Raw genomic sequence first — 16,793 nt, 5'->3', positions numbered from 1 at the left:
CGTGCCGCGCGGAGGTCACTTCACCCGGCGTCGGCGCCCGAGGCCAGTGCACGGCCAGGCATTGAAGTCGTTTGGGCTCGCACTGCGGAAGATGTTCTCGCCGCGCAGCGTCTGAGGTATGAGGTGTTCGCCCTGGAGATGGGCGCGCGCCTGAGCGTGCCGGTGGGCAGCCCCGCCGGCCATGACATCGACCTGTTCGACCCCTACTGCGAGCACCTGCTGGTGCGCTTGGGTGGCACCGGCAGCGAGCCCGGCCAGGTCATTGGCACCTACCGCGTCCTGACCCCGGAGTCGGCCCAGCGCATTGGCGGCCTGTACAGCGAAACCGAGTTTGACCTGACCCGTCTGCGTCATCTGCGCGGCAAGATGGTGGAACTGGGCCGTTCGTGCGTGCATCCGGACCACCGCAGCGGCGGCGCCATCATGGCGCTGTGGGGCGCTTTGGCCGAATTCATGGTGCGCAACGACCTGGACACCATGATTGGCTGCGCCAGCATCAGCATGCGTGACGGTGGTCACGTGGCCGCGAGCCTGTGGGAACAACTGCGCCAGACTCATCTGGCACCCATCGAGTTGCAAGTGCGCCCCCGCTTGCCCCTGCCCGTCGAAGAACTGGATCGCCACCTGAACGTCGAGCCGCCCGCGCTGATCAAGGGCTACTTGCGCGTGGGCGCCAAGGTGCTGGGTGCACCGGCCTGGGATCCTGACTTCAACACGGCCGACCTGCCCATGCTCATGCGCATTGCCGACCTGCCTGCACGCTACCGCAAGCACTTCCTCGGTGCGTGAATACTCGGTAAATCCTGACCGAGTGCGAGGCAGACCCCTCGCGCAGCGCATAGACTGCGCGCCATGAGCAAAACGGTCACGCCCCCCTCTCCCTCGTCCTTGCCGCTGTGGCAACTTTTGATCGGCTGCGCCGATGCGGTGGCGGCCGTTCGCCAAGGCCAATCCTTGACCGACGCCTTGGCGGCTCGACCTGCCACGGAGCGCCCTGGCGTTCAAGCCCTGTCCTTTGCCGTGCTGCGAAGACTGGGCACCGCCGAGGCCTTGCGCAAGAAGCTCGTCCCCAAGGCCCCGCAACCATGGGTCGATGCCTTGCTGTTGTCGGCTTTGGCCCTGGCGCTGGGCACCGAATACAACGCCCACACGCTGGTGGATCAGGCGGTGGAAGCAGCCAAGCGCCGCGCCAAAGTGGCCAGCGGCCTGGTCAATGCCGTGCTGCGCCGCTTTCTGCGCGAGCAAGAAGCTTTGCTCAGCGCTTTGGACAGCGACCCCGTGGCGCAGTTCAACCATCCTGCCTGGTGGATCAAACGTCTGAAGAAAGATTGGCCTGAGCACTGGCAGGCCATCCTCATGGCCAATCAGGAACAGCCCCCCATGACGCTGCGCGCCAACTTGCGCCATGGCAGCACCGCCGCCTATGTGGCGCGACTGGTTGACGCGGGCTTGCTGCCTGCTCCCACCTCACCATGGCCCGATGCGCCGGCTCATGCACAACCCATCGCTTTGCCCTCCGGTGTCCCGGTGCAACGCCTGCCCGGCTTTGTCGACGGCGATGTGTCGGTGCAAGACGCGGCTGCGCAAATCGCTGCACCGCTGCTCATCTACGCGGGTGGGGCCCCCTTGGCATCTGGCGCACGTGTGCTCGATGCCTGTGCGGCACCCGGCGGCAAAACAGCTCACCTGCTGGAGTTGGCCGATTTGCAGGTCACTGCGCTGGATGCCGACCCAGAACGTCTGGCCCGTGTTCAAGACACCCTGAAGCGATTGAAGCTCCAAGCCCGCACCGTGGCCGCCGACGCCAGTCAGCCCGACACCTGGTGGGATGGGCGGCCCTTCGACGCCATCTTGCTGGATGCCCCTTGCAGCGCCTCGGGCATTGTGAGGCGCCACCCCGACGTGCGCTGGCTGCGCCGTGAATCCGACATCGCAGCCCTTGCCAAAACGCAAGATGCCATCCTTCAGGCCCTTTGGCCCCTGCTCAAACCGGGCGGCCACTTGCTGTACTGCACCTGCTCGGTCTTCAAGATGGAAGGCCAAGACCGCATCGACGCATTTTTGCAACGCACGCCCGATGCCCAGGCTTGCCCGGCTCCCGGTCATCTGCTGCCTGTGGTCGAATACCTTGACCCCGCCCGGCACAACCGTGGCGATGGCTTCTTTTACGCCTTGCTGCACAAGACCCCAGCCTAGTGCTTGATCCCCTCAATGCGACGCCGAGCTTTCATGCAACGCAGTACCGCTGCCGCGCTGGCCGCCATCTTGGCCCAGCCTGGCCGGCAGGCGTTGGCGGCGCCCGGCCGCAGTGGCATTGAGCTGGCTCGACTGAGCGCCCAACGCAGTGACGAAGGGGTGCTGCTGAGCTACGAGGTCCGGTTCGACCTGTCTCGTGACATTGAACAGGCTCTTTACAAAGGCTTGTCGGTGGTCTTCGTGGCCGAAGCCGAGGTCCACAAAAGCCGCTGGTACTGGACTGACCAGGTCGTCGCCACCGCCACACGCCGCTGGCGCCTGGCCTACCAACCTTTGACCCGCCAATGGCGATTGAGCTTTGACGGCCTCAGCCGACATTACAGCCGCCTCAGTGAAGTGCTGGAAGTGCTGCGGCACGGCATCCAGTGGCGCATTGCCGATGCACTGCCAGGGAATGACAGCGAAGACTACTACGTGGACTTTGTCTTCAAACTGGACACCAGCGAGCTCCCTCGCCCCATGCAGTTCGGCCTGGGCGGGCAATCCGACTGGGATTTGATCGTGCAACGCCGCACCAGCGTGCCTTTGCCGCGGTGACACCCGCACGCCCAAAAACATGAGCACCATCAAAGCCAATCGCTGGGCCTGGATCGTGGCCGGGACGGCCATGACTGGTGCGGGCCTGGTCTTGACCTTTCTGCTGGTGCTGGCGACCCAGAACAGCGAACAGCTAGAGCCCTACTACGGGTGGCTCCTGGCCATCAACGTGAGTGTGGCGGCGCTGCTGGGCATCGTCATTGTTTTCGCGCTGATTCGACTGGGCCTTCGGTTGCGGCAACGTCGCTTCGGCAGCCGACTGCTGCTCAAGCTGGCGGGTATTTTTGGCCTGGTGGGTCTGCTGCCCGGTCTGCTCATCTACACCGTGTCCTACCAGTTCGTGTCACGCAGCATCGAAACCTGGTTTGACGTTCGCGTGGAGGGTGCGTTAGAGGCTGGCCTCAATCTCGGCCGCTCGACGCTCGACAGCCTGAGCCAGGATCTGGCCGCCAAGACCCGCGTCGCGGCCGAGCGCATGGGGCGCCAAAATCAACCGGCTGGGACCACCCTCCCCAGTCTGCTGGAGCTGGAACACCTGCGGGAACAACTGGGCGCGCAGTCGGTCAGCCTGTACTCGGAAACCGGTGCCGTGGAGTGGAGTGTTGGCACGACTCACTCACGCGCGCTCATCGCCGAACGGCTACCGTCATCTTTGCGGCAAGAAGCGCGCGGCAAGGGCGTCGTATCGCAGGTTGAAGGTCTGGATGAGCCCGACAACATTGCGGCGAATGCCCGCGTCATGGCCCTGGCGTGGATGCCGGACACCAGTTTCAGCCTGCAAGCACGTGGCCACTATCTGCAAGTCACGCAGGCCCTGCCACCAGACATGGTGACCAACGCCCTGAACGTGCAGACGGCCTACCGCGAATACCAGCAGCGCGCCTTGGGTCGCAATGGCCTCAAGCGGATGTACATCGGCACCCTGACGCTGTCGCTGTTCCTGGCGGTGTTTGGCGCTTTTTTGCTCGCGGCCATCCTCGGGCAACAACTGGTTCGCCCGCTGCTGCTGCTGGCCGCCGGTGTGGGAGAAGTGGCGCGTGGCGACTTGCGCCCCAAGGCCATCTTCCATTCGAAAGATGAACTCGGTGGCCTGACACGGTCGTTTGCGGACATGACGCAGCAATTGGCCGATGCGCGTGCACAGGTCGATCACAGCGTGCATGAACTCGACAGCGCCCGTGCGCACTTGCAGACCATCCTCGACAACCTGACCGCAGGCGTGATCGTGTTTGACGCACAAGGCCATATCGACACCGTCAACCCGGGCGCAACACGCATCTTGCGCCTGCCCCTTTCGGCCTACCGGGGGCGAGCGCTGTCTGACGTGCCGGAATTGGCCGGTTTTGCCGAAACCTTGCGCCAGCGCTTCGCGCTGTACGCCACCGACCCAACCCCCGGAGAGCGTCAGCAATGGCAAGAATCGTATGAGCTGCAACTGCCCCACCACCCCGAACCACTGACCTTGCTGGTTCGCGGCGCGGAGCTCCCGCCGGACGAACGTCTGATCGTGTTTGACGACCTCACCGAGGTGGTGTCTGCCCAGCGTGCCGAGGCGTGGAGCGAAGTAGCCCGCCGCGTCGCCCATGAAATCAAAAACCCACTGACCCCTATCCAGCTGTCTGCCGAACGCCTGCAAATCAAGCTGGAAGACAAACTGGACGATCCCAGCCGGCAACTGCTTCACCGCTCGGTGAACACCATCGTGGCGCAAGTGCATGCACTGAAGACGCTGATCAACGAATTCCGCGATTACGCACGCCTGCCCTCGGCCAAACTCATCCCGCTGGATCTGAATGAATTGGTCAGCGACGTGCTGGGCCTTTACGGACAGGCGATTGAGCAAGGCACCCTGCAGGTGCAACTGCAGCCCAACTTGCCCGCCATTCAAGGCGATCCGACCTTGCTTCGCCAGGTGGTGCACAACCTCGTGCAAAACGCACTGGATGCGCTGGCGGAACACCCGCCCGCCGATGCACCACCAACCGTTTTGATTCGCACCGACAGCCCCACCCACGCAGACGGTTCGGTGCGCGCCGTCCGCCTGACCGTGCGCGATAACGGGGCAGGATTCCCCGAAAAAGTGCTCAAACGCGCCTTCGAGCCCTACATCACCACCAAAGCCAAAGGCACCGGGTTAGGCTTAGCCGTCGTCAAAAAGATTGCCGATGAGCACGGCGCACTGGTTAGACTGCGCAATCTTCTCTCATCCCCCGCTCCTGAAGGGGACGCAATCAGTCCAGAACGCGTGAGAGGGGCACAAGTTTCGCTATCATTTTCAAAGCTGTCATCCCAAACTCCCGCAACGGGTTCACACCAGAGCTAGATTTCACCTGCGGGCTCCGAAAATTTCATGGCTACCATTCTTGTTGTCGACGACGAACTGGGCATCCGTGCCCTCCTGTCAGAAATCCTGAGCGACGAGGGTCACACCGTCGAAGTCGCTGAAAACGCAGCCAAAGCCCGCGTGATGCGCGAGCAATGCAAACCCGATCTCGTCTTGCTCGACATCTGGATGCCCGACGTCGATGGCGTCACCCTGCTCAAAGAGTGGGCGGCCAATGGGCAATTGACCATGCCTGTGATCATGATGTCCGGCCACGGCACGATTGACACGGCTGTGGAAGCCACCAAGTTTGGCGCGCAGGCTTTCCTGGAAAAACCCATCACGATGCAAAAGCTGCTGCGTGCTGTGGAACAAGGCCTGACCAAGCCCGCGGCACCGCGCGCCGTCGCAGCAGCCCCTCAGGCTGTGCACATGGCCACGGTCACCCCCATCACTGCGGCTTCGTCGTATGCCAGCGTGAGCTCGGTCGTCTCGACCATGCGTACCGATCTGTCCCACGCCGAACCAGTGGTGCAATCGGCCACCGTGGCGTACAACTCTGCGGTCGTCAGCACACCCGTGGTGTCGCAATCAACCAACACTGGTTTGTCACACGCGCAAAGCTTCGAACTCGATCGCCCACTGCGTGAAGCACGTGACGATTTCGAGCGTGCCTACTTCGAGTTCCACTTGGCTCGCGAAGGTGGCAGCATGACCCGTGTGGCTGAAAAAACGGGCTTGGAGCGCACCCATCTCTACAGAAAATTGAAACAACTGGGTGTTGATTTGGGTCGAAATAAGAAAACGGCCTCAAATTGATGCTATAGTTCAATTCTTCGCTGATCACTGCAACGCAGCAATCAAACGAAGAGATGGCCTGGTAGCTCAGTTGGTAGAGCAGCGGATTGAAAATCCGCGTGTCGGTGGTTCGATTCCGCCCCAGGCCACCAAAATTCAAAAGCCCATCCTCTGGATGGGCTTTTTCGTTTCTGTTCCGTCATTCCTCGGGTGCGAGGATGCCGAAGCTGCGAACACATCAACTGTCGCGCAGCAGCAACAACCTTCTGAGCCATGAAGTCATCGATTTACCTCGTCGACGTCGATCGCCCGGACACTTGGACACGCTACCGCAACGGCCTGTGCGACAACTGCATGGCCAATTGCTGCACGATGCCAGTCGAGGTCAAGCTGGCAGATCTGGTGCGGCTGCAGTTGGTCGACCCATTTGAAGCGGAGCACGAAGCGCCGAAGCAGATTGCCAAGCGTTTAAGCAAGGCCGGTCTGATCGATCACTTCAACTTCAAATACGAGATTTACACCTTGGCTCGGCGTGCCAGTGGCGACTGCCGCTTCCTCGACGCCAACACACGCCGCTGCACCGTGTACGAGCAACGGCCCAACACCTGTCGCAAGCACCCACAGGTCAGCCCTCGCCCCAATTACTGCCCTTATGGTGCGAAGGCGCACGCGCGCTGAATCAGACTCATACCCGACCGCGCCGTCCCAAACTAACGCCCGGCACCAGCCACTTGATAACTCAAAATGCCCGCGTACTGGGTGCCGCCCTTGAGGATCACAGCGACATCCACCTGACCTTCTGGCAGGCAGACCTCTGCGGTGTAGTAGCCATCCACCGGCGTCAACTCGCTGATGATGTTGTTGCCTTGGAAGACGGTGACCTTTTCTGCGTCTGGCAAACGCAGCTTGAACCGCACCGGCTCACCCGCCCGCAGTCGGCCATCCAATGGGCTCGCCAACTCCACCTTTTGCGCGTAATAGCCGCTGTACGCCTGCGGGAACCCGTACGGGAAGCGTCCTGCATGCGCAAACTGCACCGTGTAGTCGAGCACAGGCTCCAGTTGCGTGGCTTGCGGGTCGGGCGAGCTGAAAATCGTTGCCCGGTACTCACTGGGTGTCGGTGCCGCCAACAAGAGCCGAGAGCCCCCCTCTGGCGTTCGGATCTGGAAGGACCAATTCCCGCTGACGACCTGGCTGCCCTGCATCAAGGTGGCTTGGAGTCGCAGTGCGCTGGCACCAAAATCAAAGGCATACATGTCGTCGGCCGACACAATGTGCTCATCGACATGCGCCGACGGATCCACCCCCCAACGACGCAAATCGGGCCTCAGCTTGGTTCGCCCCAGAAAGTGCTCAAAACTCAAAGGTTGAGGCAACAACTGCCATTGCGCCGCACTGGGGTAATGCGTGGTGACAAACAAGTCCGGCTGAGCCAGAAAGTAGATGGGCTCGCCAGAGCGTTTGACGAATGCACGCGTGGCCGCGTCCACCCCACCGGAATCCCAGGTGACATCAAGCAAATACCAGCGGCCATCCAGCTCCACGGCGTTCCAGGCATGATTTTCTTTGTCCTGCAGTGACGCGGTCGTCAAGCCGGGGCCAAAACCTTTGGCATGCCCTTCCACCTTCTCGATGCGCAACCCTGCGGCCTTCCCCATCTCCACCAAAAGATCTGCATAGCCGTTGCAGACTGACCGGCCGGAACGGAAGGTGTTGTCAGCGCCGCCAGCGCCCATCAGGCGACCACTCAAGTACGACTCCACGTCGTAGTCGATGTAACGGGCCACCCAACGATAGATGGCGTACAGCCTCTCACGAGGCGTTTCCAGTCCGGCAACCAGTCGCTCGGTGAACGACGCAATGGCTTCATCGCGCGGGTGGCCAATCGACAGAACACGCGCATCAATCTCGGCCGCATGTGCGGCATCCAATGTCGGCTCCGACAGTCCTTGAGCCTGGGCAGCACATGACAAGCAGCCCGCGACGAGCAATGATCCGAACAACGTTTTGGCGATGGACAGCATGGCAAACACCTCAGCACAACAAAGCGGCCTTCTGAACATCCTATTCGATTCGGTTTGATCCCCAAACACTTGACGCCGCACACAAGCCACCGGGTCGGCAAAATGCCGCATCTCCCGCCCGCCTCCACGTATCCGTCGCCTGGGTTACAGTCTCTTTTTGCGCAAGTTTCCCTCTGTATTCATGCTTTCTACACCGCCGGCCACGCCTCCGCTGTCGATCCTGATGTACCACCAGATCGGCCTGTATCCGCGGCCCAAGGCTCATCGCGCCCTGTTCTGCCACATTGGCCGATTCAGGCAGCAACTGGCTTACCTGAAATACACCGGCTTCCACGTCCTGAGCCTGGAAGCAGCACGCCAGTGCCTGTTTGAAGGGCGTCCGCTCCCGCAACGCTCCGTGGTCATCACAGTGGATGACGGCTTCGACGACTTCCGCGAGCACGCGTGGCCCGCGCTGCAGGAATACGGCTTCCCAGCCACCGTGTTCCTGGTGAGCTCACTCATCGGGAAGAATGCGGCCTGGTTGCAAGATCGGCCTCAGCAAAGCAAGTTGATGGACGCGGCATCGATTCGTCGCTTGCATCAAGAGGGTTGCCACTTCGGCTCACACGCCATGAGACATCCTCGCCTGACCCAACTGACGGCAGCGCAACAACGTCAGGAAATCTTTGGAAGCAAGCAAGCACTGGAAGATTTGCTGGGCGCAGAAGTCCCGGACTTCTGCTATCCGTACGGGGACTACAACATTCAAGTTCGCGATCTCGTGCAGGAGGCCGGCTATCGCACGGGTCTGACCTGCATCCGAGGCGCGGCCAACACGGCTCACAACCCGTTCGAGCTTCCGCGCAAAGCCATCTCATATGGTGACAACCTGATTGGCTACGCTTGGAAGTTGCACATGAAGCACAAGCGCAAAGACGGGCAATGAGCACCATGCGGATCGTTCACGTTTTGCACAGCCACGGCTACGGCGGCGCTGAGAACCACGCTCTGGTTCTCATGAAGGGGCAACGCGCAGCAGGCCATGATGTGATGTACGCCGGGCCACTCGACTCGTGGCTCGGGCGCGCCTGCCAAGATCACGGCATCCCCGCCACCCATCTGCGCATGTCCGGGCTGTTTGACCTGCCATCGCACTTTGCCCTTCGCAAGTTGGTCAGACAGTGGCGCGCCGACATCGTGCACGGTCACCTGGTACGAGGCGCGCAATACGCGGGCCTGGCAGGTCACCGGAAGCAGCGCCCTGTGGCCGTGTGCACCGCGCATGCCACCACCGCACACAAGCACATGGAGCGCTGCGCTCATGTGATTGCAGTGTCCAAAGCCGTGCAAGACAACTTGTTTCAGCATGGCTATGCCGCACAAGCGACCTCCGTGATCTACAACGGCATGCCCGATGGCCCACAGGGTGACCGCGCGGCCTTGCGTGCCGAGCTGGGCATCCCCTCAGACCAGTTTGCGGTGGTCAATGTGGGGCGCTTCGTCCGAGACAAGGGACAAGACTTGCTGGTTCAGGCCATGCGCCAGGTACCGGCCAACAAGCTCCACCTGTATCTGATCGGGGACCCCGACACGGCGTATGGCCGTGAAGTGCAGGCCCTAACGCAAGACGCCTCACGCATCCACTACCTTGGCTACCGCAACGACGTGCAACGCATTCTGCCGGCCTTCGATGCCTACGCCTTGTCTTCCCGGCGGGAGGCACTTGGGCTTTCCGTGATTGAAGCCTTTGCAGCCAAACTGCCTGTGATTGCCACGGCCGTGGGCGGTGTGCCCGAAATCGTGCGCCAAGATCAAACCGGATGGCTGGTTCCCGCCGAACAGCCAGATGCCCTGGCTCAGGCCATGACACGTTTGGCGGCTGCGCCCGAAACCGCCTCGCAGCTTGCCCAAGCTGGGCGAGATTTTTACCTGCAACATCTGACCGATACCGCCATGGTGGAGCAAACCGTGGCCGTATATCAGCGCTGCCTTGCTTTGGCCCGACACGCATGAGTGCCCAACAGACTCCACCCCCTCAACGCATTCTGGTCGTGCGTTTGTCAGCGCTGGGGGACATCGTCATGGCCTCTGGCTTGATCCCGGCTTTGCACACGCTGTATCCCAGCGCCGAAGTGTCCTGGGTCTGTGAAGCCGGTTGCGCGCCCCTGCTCAAACACAACCCACGCATCAAGCAAGTCATCGTTTGGCCCCGTAGCGAGTGGGAAGCCCTGCTCAAGGCCAAACGCTACGTTGCTTTGTGGCGTGCCATCAAGGCCTTTCGCAGTCGTCTTCGTGAAGAAAAATTCGACTTGGTCCTTGACGGCCAAGGGCTGCTCAAGAGTGGCCTGGTCGCCTGGATGACTGGCGCACCACGCCGCGTCAGCATCATCGCTCGCGAAGGCAGTCATCGGCTGGTGCATGAAGTGGTCACGCCCCCTCCGGGCGAGGATCCCGCCATGGGCTCGGAATACCGCTATCTGGCCCACTACCTCGGCGCCCCGCAAGGCAGTTTCGTGCATGACCTGGCGGTCGGCGACGAACAGCGCCAGCGTGCCAACGACGTGTTGAAGCACGCCCTGCATGCAGCTTGGGGCACCGCTGCCACCAGTCGCCCCATCGTCATCCTCGCGCCCTTCACCACCCGTCCTCAAAAGCACTGGGTAGAGTCGAATTGGTCGGAATTGGCTGGCGAATTGCTCGCCAAGGGATTACAACCCGTGGTGCTGGGTGGACCGGCAGACACGGACGCCGCCAACCGCATTGCTGCCACGCAGCCCCATCTGATCAGTCTGGCCGGGCGCCTCAAACTGGATGAAAGCGTCGCGCTCATTGCGCAAGCCCACCTGCTGATTGGCGTCGACACCGGCCTGACGCACATGGGCTCAGCCTTGCGCATTCCGACCGTGGTGCTGTTTGGTTCCACACGCCCCTACCGGGAAGGACCAACGCCTCGCACCCGCATCCTTTACGACGCACTGCCTTGCTCGCCCTGCCGTCGCAGGCCCACCTGCAACGGCGCCTTCACCTGCATGACTCAACTCACCACTCAGCGCGTCCTCGAAGCGGCCTTGGGGCAATTGGAGATGACCGCATGAAAATCCTTCACGTTGAAGCAGGCATGCACCTGTACGGCGGCGCCTTGCAGGTTGTGTTCCTGCTGCGCGGACTGAAGGCCATGGGGATGCAATGCATCCTGGCATGCCCCGAGGGCAGCGCCATCGCCCGTGAAGCTGAACCGCATGCCAAAGTCGTGACGATGCCCATGAAGGGCGATCTGGACATGGGGCTGCTCGGGCGGCTACGTCGACTGATTCGCGCCGAGCGTCCTGACCTCATCCATCTGCACAGCCGACGAGGCAGTGACATCTGGGGTGCACTGGCCGGCAAGCTCGAAGGAATCCCCGTGGTGCTCAGCCGCCGCGTCGACAATCCGGAGTCGCGCTTGGTGGTCAACCTGAAGTACCGCCTCTATGACGAAGTCATCACCATCTCTGACGGCATCCGACAGGTCCTGCTGAGTGAAGGCGTGCCCGCCAGCAAGGTGAACTGCGTTTTGAGCGCGGTCGACACCGAGCAATACCGACCGGATCGCTCGCACCTGGACTGGTTTCGACAGGAATTCAAAATCGAGCCCGACGAGTTGGTCATCGGCATGGTGGCGCAATTCATCCAGCGTAAAGGCCACCAGACCCTGCTGGATGCCCTGCCGACGGTGATCGCCAAGCATCCACGCATCAAGGTCATTTTGTTCGGCCAAGGCCCCATCAGCGAAGACATCCAGGCACGCGTCGCCGCCTCCCCCGACTTGGCCGCCCGCGTCCAACTGCCCGGATTCCGCAAAGACCTGGCCAAGATCCTGCCCTGCCTGGATGTGCTGGCCCATCCTGCTTTCATGGAAGGCTTGGGCGTTTCACTGTTGCAAGCCGCCGCATGCGGCGTGCCGCTGATCGGTGGACGAGCAGGTGGCATTCCTGAGATCGTGCGCCCCGGACTCAACGGGGAGTTGATTGAACCTGGCGATGTACCGGGATTGGCTGCGGCATTGAACAAACTGTTGTCGGCCCCCGTGCTACGTCGTGACTATGGCGTCGCAGGGCGAAACTGGGTAGAGCACCAGTTCTCTATTCCATCCATGGTCAAAGGAAACTTGTCGGTATACCGACAAGCCCTACACACCCGTCAGATGGCAGACTGATTACTCAGCCAACAAGGCAGCAACACACGCAGCCAAGTCTTGGTAAGCGGCATCGGCACCAGCCAATCCTTCGGTCGACTCTTCATTGTCAGACTGGACAATGAAAGCTTTTGACACCCCGGCCTTACGCGCGGCGTCAATATCGGACGGCTTGTCACCCACTAGGATCGAATGGTCCAGCGACAAGCCGTGTTCCCGCGCGGCACGCAAGATCATGCCGGGCTCCGGCTTCCGACAATCGCAGTCCATCGCCAGTTCAGGCACCTTGCCTTTGGGGTGATGCGGGCAGTGATACACCGCTTCCACTGCGGCACCGGCCTCTGCCAAGTGCTCGCACATCCTGCGCGTCAGCTCCTGAAACTGTGCTTCGGTGTACATGCCACGCGCCAAGCCCGACTGGTTGGTGACCACAATCAGCACATAACCCGCCTCACGCAGACGGCGCATGGCATCGATGGCCCCAGGCACAAACTCGAACTCGTCCCACTGATGAACGTAAGCGCGATCCAGATTGATCACGCCATCACGATCCAGAAACGCCGCCTTGCGGGGCGACGTCAATGCAGACGCCTGTGCCGCCGAAGCCGCGTCGGCCGCCTGCCCTGCACGAATCCGCTTGACCAGGGACGTCGTGGAATACCCATTCACAAATGGTATGGCCAAGGCATCACCGCCCCACGACCGGATCACGCGCGTTTCTTCCAGCGCTTCCATGTCGTAATCCCCGCCCTTGACGTAAAGATCGGGCTTGAGCTCTTTGATCAGCTCAACGGGGGTGCGCTCATCAAAATACGTCACCAAGGACACCGAAGCCAGTCCTGCCAACACGGCAGCACGATCTTCTTCCTTGTTCAAAGGGCGATCCGGCCCTTTACCCAGCATGCGAGCCGATGAGTCAGCATTGACAGCCACCACCAGCGATCCGCCCAGTTGCCGCGCCTCGTGCAGGTAGTTCACATGGCCGCGGTGGAGCACGTCAAACACGCCGTTGGTGAACACCACGGGACGAGGCAACGCTGCCACTCGTGCAACGGCTTCGTCGCGGTCACACACCTTGTCCATCAAGCTGCTCACGCGAACAACTCCTCATAACTCACGGTCGCCGTACCAAACTTGGCCACAACCAAGCCACCGGCACGGTTGGCATGCGCCATGGCATCTTCCAGTGACACACCGCACGCCAGCATCAACGCCAGCGTGGCAATCACCGTGTCGCCTGCGCCCGTCACATCGGCGACTTCTCTCGCTTGTGCCTGCACGTGCGCAACACGTCCAGCCTCAAACAGAGACATCCCCTCCTCGGACCGGGTCAGCAACAACGCCTTGAGGCCCAAGCGCTGGCGCAACGCTTCGGCCTTGACGGTCAACTCATCTTCGTTTTGCCATGTCCCGATGACCTGCTGCAACTCCGCGCGGTTCGGCGTGATCACCGATGCGCCGGCATAGCGGTCGTAATCACTGCCCTTGGGGTCGATCAAAACGGGCTTACCTGCCGCACGCGCCATCTCGATCATGCGGGGAATGTGTGCCAGGCCGCCCTTGCCGTAGTCCGAGAACAGCACCACATCGTGCTCAGGCAACTCGCGCTCAAAATCACCGAGCATCTGGGCCAGCACCTCATGGTCAGGCTCGCGCTCGAAGTCCACTCGCAACAGTTGCTGAGCGCGACCAATGACTCGCAGCTTGACGATGGTTTGCATGCGTGGGTCTTGTCCCAGCACCGCGCGAACCCCCGCACCTTCCAACAACTGCCGCAGCATCCGGGCGGGCTCATCCTGGCCCACCATGCTCAGCAGCGTGACCTGCCCGCCAATCGTTTTGACATTCAAGGCCACGTTGGCGGCACCGCCCACGCGCTCCTGCTCCGACATCACCTTGACCACCGGCACCGGCGCCTCAGGCGAAATGCGGTCCACAGCGCCAAACCAATAACGGTCCAGCATCACATCACCCACCACCAGCACCTTCCGGCTGGCTACCACTTCACGCGCAGGACTGTTCAATTTTTTGCCCCAGTGTCACCGTTATTGTTTTCAAGCCAAACCCAAGCGGGACTCAATCAATCCGCACAAGGTGTGCCCGATCAGGATATGAGACTCCTGAATACGAGCCGTCACGTTACTGGGAACCACAATGGGCACATCGCACATGGCTTTCAGCGCCCCGCCATCGCGGCCCAGGAAACCAATCACCTTGATGCCAATGGCCTTGGCCTCTTCCACCGCACGGATGACATTGCGCGAATTACCCGAAGTCGAAATGGCCACCAACACGTCTCCGGTACGGCCCAAGCCGACGACCTGACGCGCGAAAACCTCGTCGAATGAGTAATCGTTACCGATGCAAGTCAGCGCAGACGTGTCGGTTGACAGCGCAATCGCTGCCAAAGCGCGCCGATCCTTGATGAAGCGACCAGTTAGCTCGGCGGCAAGGTGCTGACTGTCTGCGGCGGAGCCGCCATTGCCGCAGAACATGATCTTGCACCCGGTCTGCAACGCATCCCCGGCCATCTGACCTGCCTGATCCACAGCATCGGCCAGTACTGGCAACGTTTGAAGAACGGCCATCTGGTCGGCCACGTTTTGCAAGAAGAGATGAGTCATGAATGAGTCTCTCAAAGACACAGCCGAGTATTGTCGTACCAAACACGGGTGCGCACGTTTTCTACGTTGTGACGGGCAGCAATCCCCCAAAAAGTGGGAGCTCAAGCAAGGCAAAATAGCAATCTGCACGAGAACGGCTTTTCCATGTCCACGACCCCTGATTCCCGCCCCCGCACCGTTGTGCTGCTGCAGTACACCGGCATTGGTGACCTGATCTGGCACATTCATTATTTCAAGATGATTGCCGAGCAAAGCCAAGGTGGTCGCGTCACCGTGGTGGCCCAGCCGTCCACGTTGACCAAGGCTTTCATCGGGAAAGAACCCTGGGTCGAGGCCATCATCGATCACGACCACCGTCCTCGACGCGGCGAAAAGCGCAAAGGCAAGCACGCCGGCCTGTCCGGCATGTGGCGCATGGCGCAAGAACTCAAAGCCGGTCAGTTCGACCGCATCATTCTGTTTTCCGGTCGCGCCAGTCGTGGCCTGATTGCATGGCTCAGCGGCATCCCGGTGCGCATGGGCTTTGGCTACCGCGCCCTGCAGCGCATGTTCCTCAACACGCTGCCCTATATCGACGCCTACCAGGGCGAAGCCTTGGCTGTGTACCCGGAAGCCAGCGCCTTCATGGTCGCCCATGGCTTCTGCCCGGCGCCCGTCGTGCCCCGCATGGATGTCCCTGCCGACATGGTGGCACTCATGACCCAGCGCCTGGCCTCCCTGCCCCGCCCACTGTATGCCTTTGCCATTGGCACCAGCGAACTGCACAAACAGTGGGGTATTGAAAATTTTGCCGAACTGGCGCACCGCCTGATTCAACGTGGAGCCGGCGTGGTGTTGCTGGGTGGGCCGGCTGAAGTGCAAATTGCCAAAGACATTGCGGCCCGCGTGCCACAGGCTGATCACCATGCCCTGGCCATCGTGACCGACGCGCCCGTGCTGGGCAGTGCCGCCGCCTTGCGCTTGGCAGACGTGTGCGTGGGCAACGACACCGGCATGATCAACGTGGCCGCCGCCGTGGGCACCAAGAGCTATGTGCTAATCGGTCCACGTGGCACGCTCAACCAAGATCCGGAATTGATGCACAACGTGCGGGCCGCCAAATTGGCCGACATCACGGTTGATCGCGTCATGGATTTGATCGCTCCGACTGACGCCCCGCCCTCTCACTCAGGTAACTGACCTCATGGAACTCAAAGAAACCGGTCAGCAACTGCTGCAATACGCCAAGCCGCAATGGCGCATGCTGGGTGCCTCTCTGCTGTTTTTCACCTTGGGGGCTGCGGTCGAACCCGCCATCCCCGCCCTGTTCAAGAAATTGATCGACTCCGGCTTCAAGGAAGGCCTCAACTACCCCTTGTGGATCGTGCCCGTGGTCATCATCGGGCTGTTCATGGTTCGCGGCTTCTTCAACTTTGCCGGCACCTACGTCATGACCTCGGCAACGACCGGCATGGTCCTGAATCTGCGCCGCGACTTGATGCGCGCCCTGCTGCGCGCCGACGCCAAGCTGTTCACCACCATGAGCCCCGGTTTGGCGGTGACCAAGGTGATCAACGACCCGCAAGCAGCGTCCCAAACCCTGGGCAGCTCCGTCATTTCCATCGTCAAAGATGCCACGACCCTGATGTTTCTGGTTGGCTACCTGGTCTACCTGAACTGGCAGCTGACGCTGATCTCTTTCATTTCCATGCCCTTGCTGGGCGTCACCCTCAAGTACGTACGCAAGCGCCTGGAAAAGGTCGGCCAAGCCCAGTACGAATCGCAACAACGGCTCGTGCAATCCGTGGACGACAATGCGCGCGCCTGGCGCGTGGTCCGCACGTTTGACGCGGCAGATTTTGAGTTGCAGCGCTTTGACCAAGAGGCCAATACCCACCGCCGCATGACCCTGAAGCAGGTGTCCACCAGCTCATTGGTGACGCCCGCGTCGCAAGTGGTCGCGGCCATTGGCGTGTCCATCATCATCACCCTGGCCATCTGGCAGGCCAGCCAAGGCTCATCCACCATCGGTGAGTTTGTGTCGTTCGTCACAGCCCTGCTGATGACGATTTCGCCCATGCGCCACCTGACCGATG

Annotated in this window: 15 protein-coding genes, 1 tRNA gene and 2 pseudogenes; 13 read left to right on the top strand and 5 right to left on the bottom strand. The window is 61.3% G+C overall.

Annotated features, from left to right (window positions below; translation table 11 throughout):
- The 7 genes from ACMV18_RS06975 to ACMV18_RS06945 form a co-directional block, all read left to right on the top strand.
- Window positions 1–789, top strand: a 789-nt coding sequence (locus ACMV18_RS06975; protein WP_420817248.1) for a GNAT family N-acetyltransferase, incomplete at its 5' end; no start/stop codon positions are given.
- A 63-nt stretch (window positions 790–852) separates the two neighbouring features.
- Window positions 853–2,196, top strand: coding sequence for a 16S rRNA (cytosine(967)-C(5))-methyltransferase RsmB (rsmB, locus tag ACMV18_RS06970; protein ID WP_420817247.1), 1,344 nt, complete (start codon window positions 853–855; stop codon window positions 2,194–2,196).
- A gap of 33 nt (window positions 2,197–2,229) precedes the next feature.
- Entirely contained in the window at window positions 2,230–2,793 is a 564-nt protein-coding gene (locus tag ACMV18_RS06965) for a DUF4390 domain-containing protein (protein ID WP_420817246.1), read from the top strand.
- A 19-nt stretch (window positions 2,794–2,812) separates the two neighbouring features.
- Complete coding sequence (locus tag ACMV18_RS06960; protein WP_374259237.1) at window positions 2,813–5,116, top strand: sensor histidine kinase; 2,304 nt, start codon at window positions 2,813–2,815, stop codon at window positions 5,114–5,116.
- Window positions 5,117–5,143: 27 nt separating this feature from the next.
- Complete coding sequence (locus tag ACMV18_RS06955; protein ID WP_374259236.1) at window positions 5,144–5,935, top strand: response regulator; 792 nt, start codon at window positions 5,144–5,146, stop codon at window positions 5,933–5,935.
- Window positions 5,936–5,990: 55 nt separating this feature from the next.
- A tRNA-Phe gene (locus ACMV18_RS06950) sits at window positions 5,991–6,066 on the top strand.
- Window positions 6,067–6,187: 121 nt separating this feature from the next.
- A complete protein-coding gene (locus ACMV18_RS06945; protein ID WP_420817245.1) occupies window positions 6,188–6,592 on the top strand; it encodes a YkgJ family cysteine cluster protein in 405 nt (134 codons plus the stop codon).
- 32 nt (window positions 6,593–6,624) lie between these two features.
- Here ACMV18_RS06945 and ACMV18_RS06940 read toward each other — a convergent pair whose 3' ends face one another.
- Complete coding sequence (locus ACMV18_RS06940) at window positions 6,625–7,938, bottom strand: transglutaminase domain-containing protein (RefSeq protein WP_420817244.1); 1,314 nt, start codon at window positions 7,936–7,938, stop codon at window positions 6,625–6,627.
- Between the two features lie 181 nt (window positions 7,939–8,119).
- On the opposite strand from ACMV18_RS06940, the gene ACMV18_RS06935 reads away from it, so the two are divergent.
- Genes ACMV18_RS06935 through ACMV18_RS06920 form a run of 4 tightly spaced genes read left to right on the top strand, consistent with a single transcriptional unit; the run spans window position 8,120 to window position 12,115 of the window.
- A complete protein-coding gene (locus tag ACMV18_RS06935; protein ID WP_420817243.1) occupies window positions 8,120–8,866 on the top strand; it encodes a polysaccharide deacetylase family protein in 747 nt (248 codons plus the stop codon).
- A 5-nt stretch (window positions 8,867–8,871) separates the two neighbouring features.
- Window positions 8,872–9,933 (top strand): glycosyltransferase, encoded by a 1,062-nt coding sequence (locus ACMV18_RS06930; RefSeq protein ID WP_420817242.1) that lies wholly within the window; start codon window positions 8,872–8,874, stop codon window positions 9,931–9,933.
- Window positions 9,930–11,015: a lipopolysaccharide heptosyltransferase I gene (gene waaC / locus ACMV18_RS06925; RefSeq protein WP_420817241.1), complete on the top strand. Its 1,086-nt coding sequence runs from the start codon at window positions 9,930–9,932 to the stop codon at window positions 11,013–11,015. Before ACMV18_RS06930 ends, waaC begins: the two co-directional genes overlap by 4 nt.
- Window positions 11,012–12,115, top strand: a complete 1,104-nt coding sequence (locus tag ACMV18_RS06920) for a glycosyltransferase family 4 protein (RefSeq protein WP_420817240.1) — start codon at window positions 11,012–11,014, stop codon at window positions 12,113–12,115. The genes waaC and ACMV18_RS06920 overlap by 4 nt, the downstream gene beginning before the upstream one ends.
- On the opposite strand, the pseudogene gmhB reads toward ACMV18_RS06920, so the two are convergent.
- From gmhB to ACMV18_RS06900, 4 genes and pseudogenes are all read right to left on the bottom strand, one after another.
- Window positions 12,116–12,706, bottom strand: a pseudogene (gene gmhB / locus ACMV18_RS06915) (D-glycero-beta-D-manno-heptose 1,7-bisphosphate 7-phosphatase); the annotation flags it as partial.
- Window positions 12,707–12,718: 12 nt separating this feature from the next.
- Window positions 12,719–13,177, bottom strand: a pseudogene (gene rfaE2 / locus ACMV18_RS06910) (D-glycero-beta-D-manno-heptose 1-phosphate adenylyltransferase); the annotation flags it as partial.
- 8 nt (window positions 13,178–13,185) lie between these two features.
- Complete coding sequence (gene rfaE1 / locus ACMV18_RS06905) at window positions 13,186–14,058, bottom strand: D-glycero-beta-D-manno-heptose-7-phosphate kinase (RefSeq protein ID WP_420817249.1); 873 nt, start codon at window positions 14,056–14,058, stop codon at window positions 13,186–13,188.
- Window positions 14,059–14,148: 90 nt separating this feature from the next.
- Entirely contained in the window at window positions 14,149–14,718 is a 570-nt protein-coding gene (locus tag ACMV18_RS06900) for a D-sedoheptulose-7-phosphate isomerase (protein ID WP_420817239.1), read from the bottom strand.
- A gap of 144 nt (window positions 14,719–14,862) precedes the next feature.
- On the opposite strand from ACMV18_RS06900, the gene ACMV18_RS06895 reads away from it, so the two are divergent.
- Window positions 14,863–15,897: a glycosyltransferase family 9 protein gene (locus tag ACMV18_RS06895; protein WP_420817238.1), complete on the top strand. Its 1,035-nt coding sequence runs from the start codon at window positions 14,863–14,865 to the stop codon at window positions 15,895–15,897.
- Window positions 15,898–15,901: 4 nt separating this feature from the next.
- A partial coding sequence (locus ACMV18_RS06890; protein WP_420817237.1) for an ABC transporter transmembrane domain-containing protein occupies window positions 15,902–16,793 on the top strand: 892 nt, incomplete at its 3' end.

The sequence above is a fragment of the Aquabacterium sp. genome (assembly GCF_048860245.1).
GTDB lineage: Bacteria > Pseudomonadota > Gammaproteobacteria > Burkholderiales > Burkholderiaceae_C > Aquabacterium.
The sequence above is the reverse complement of the archived record's forward strand: the minus strand, read 5'-3'. Positions and strand labels throughout refer to the sequence as shown.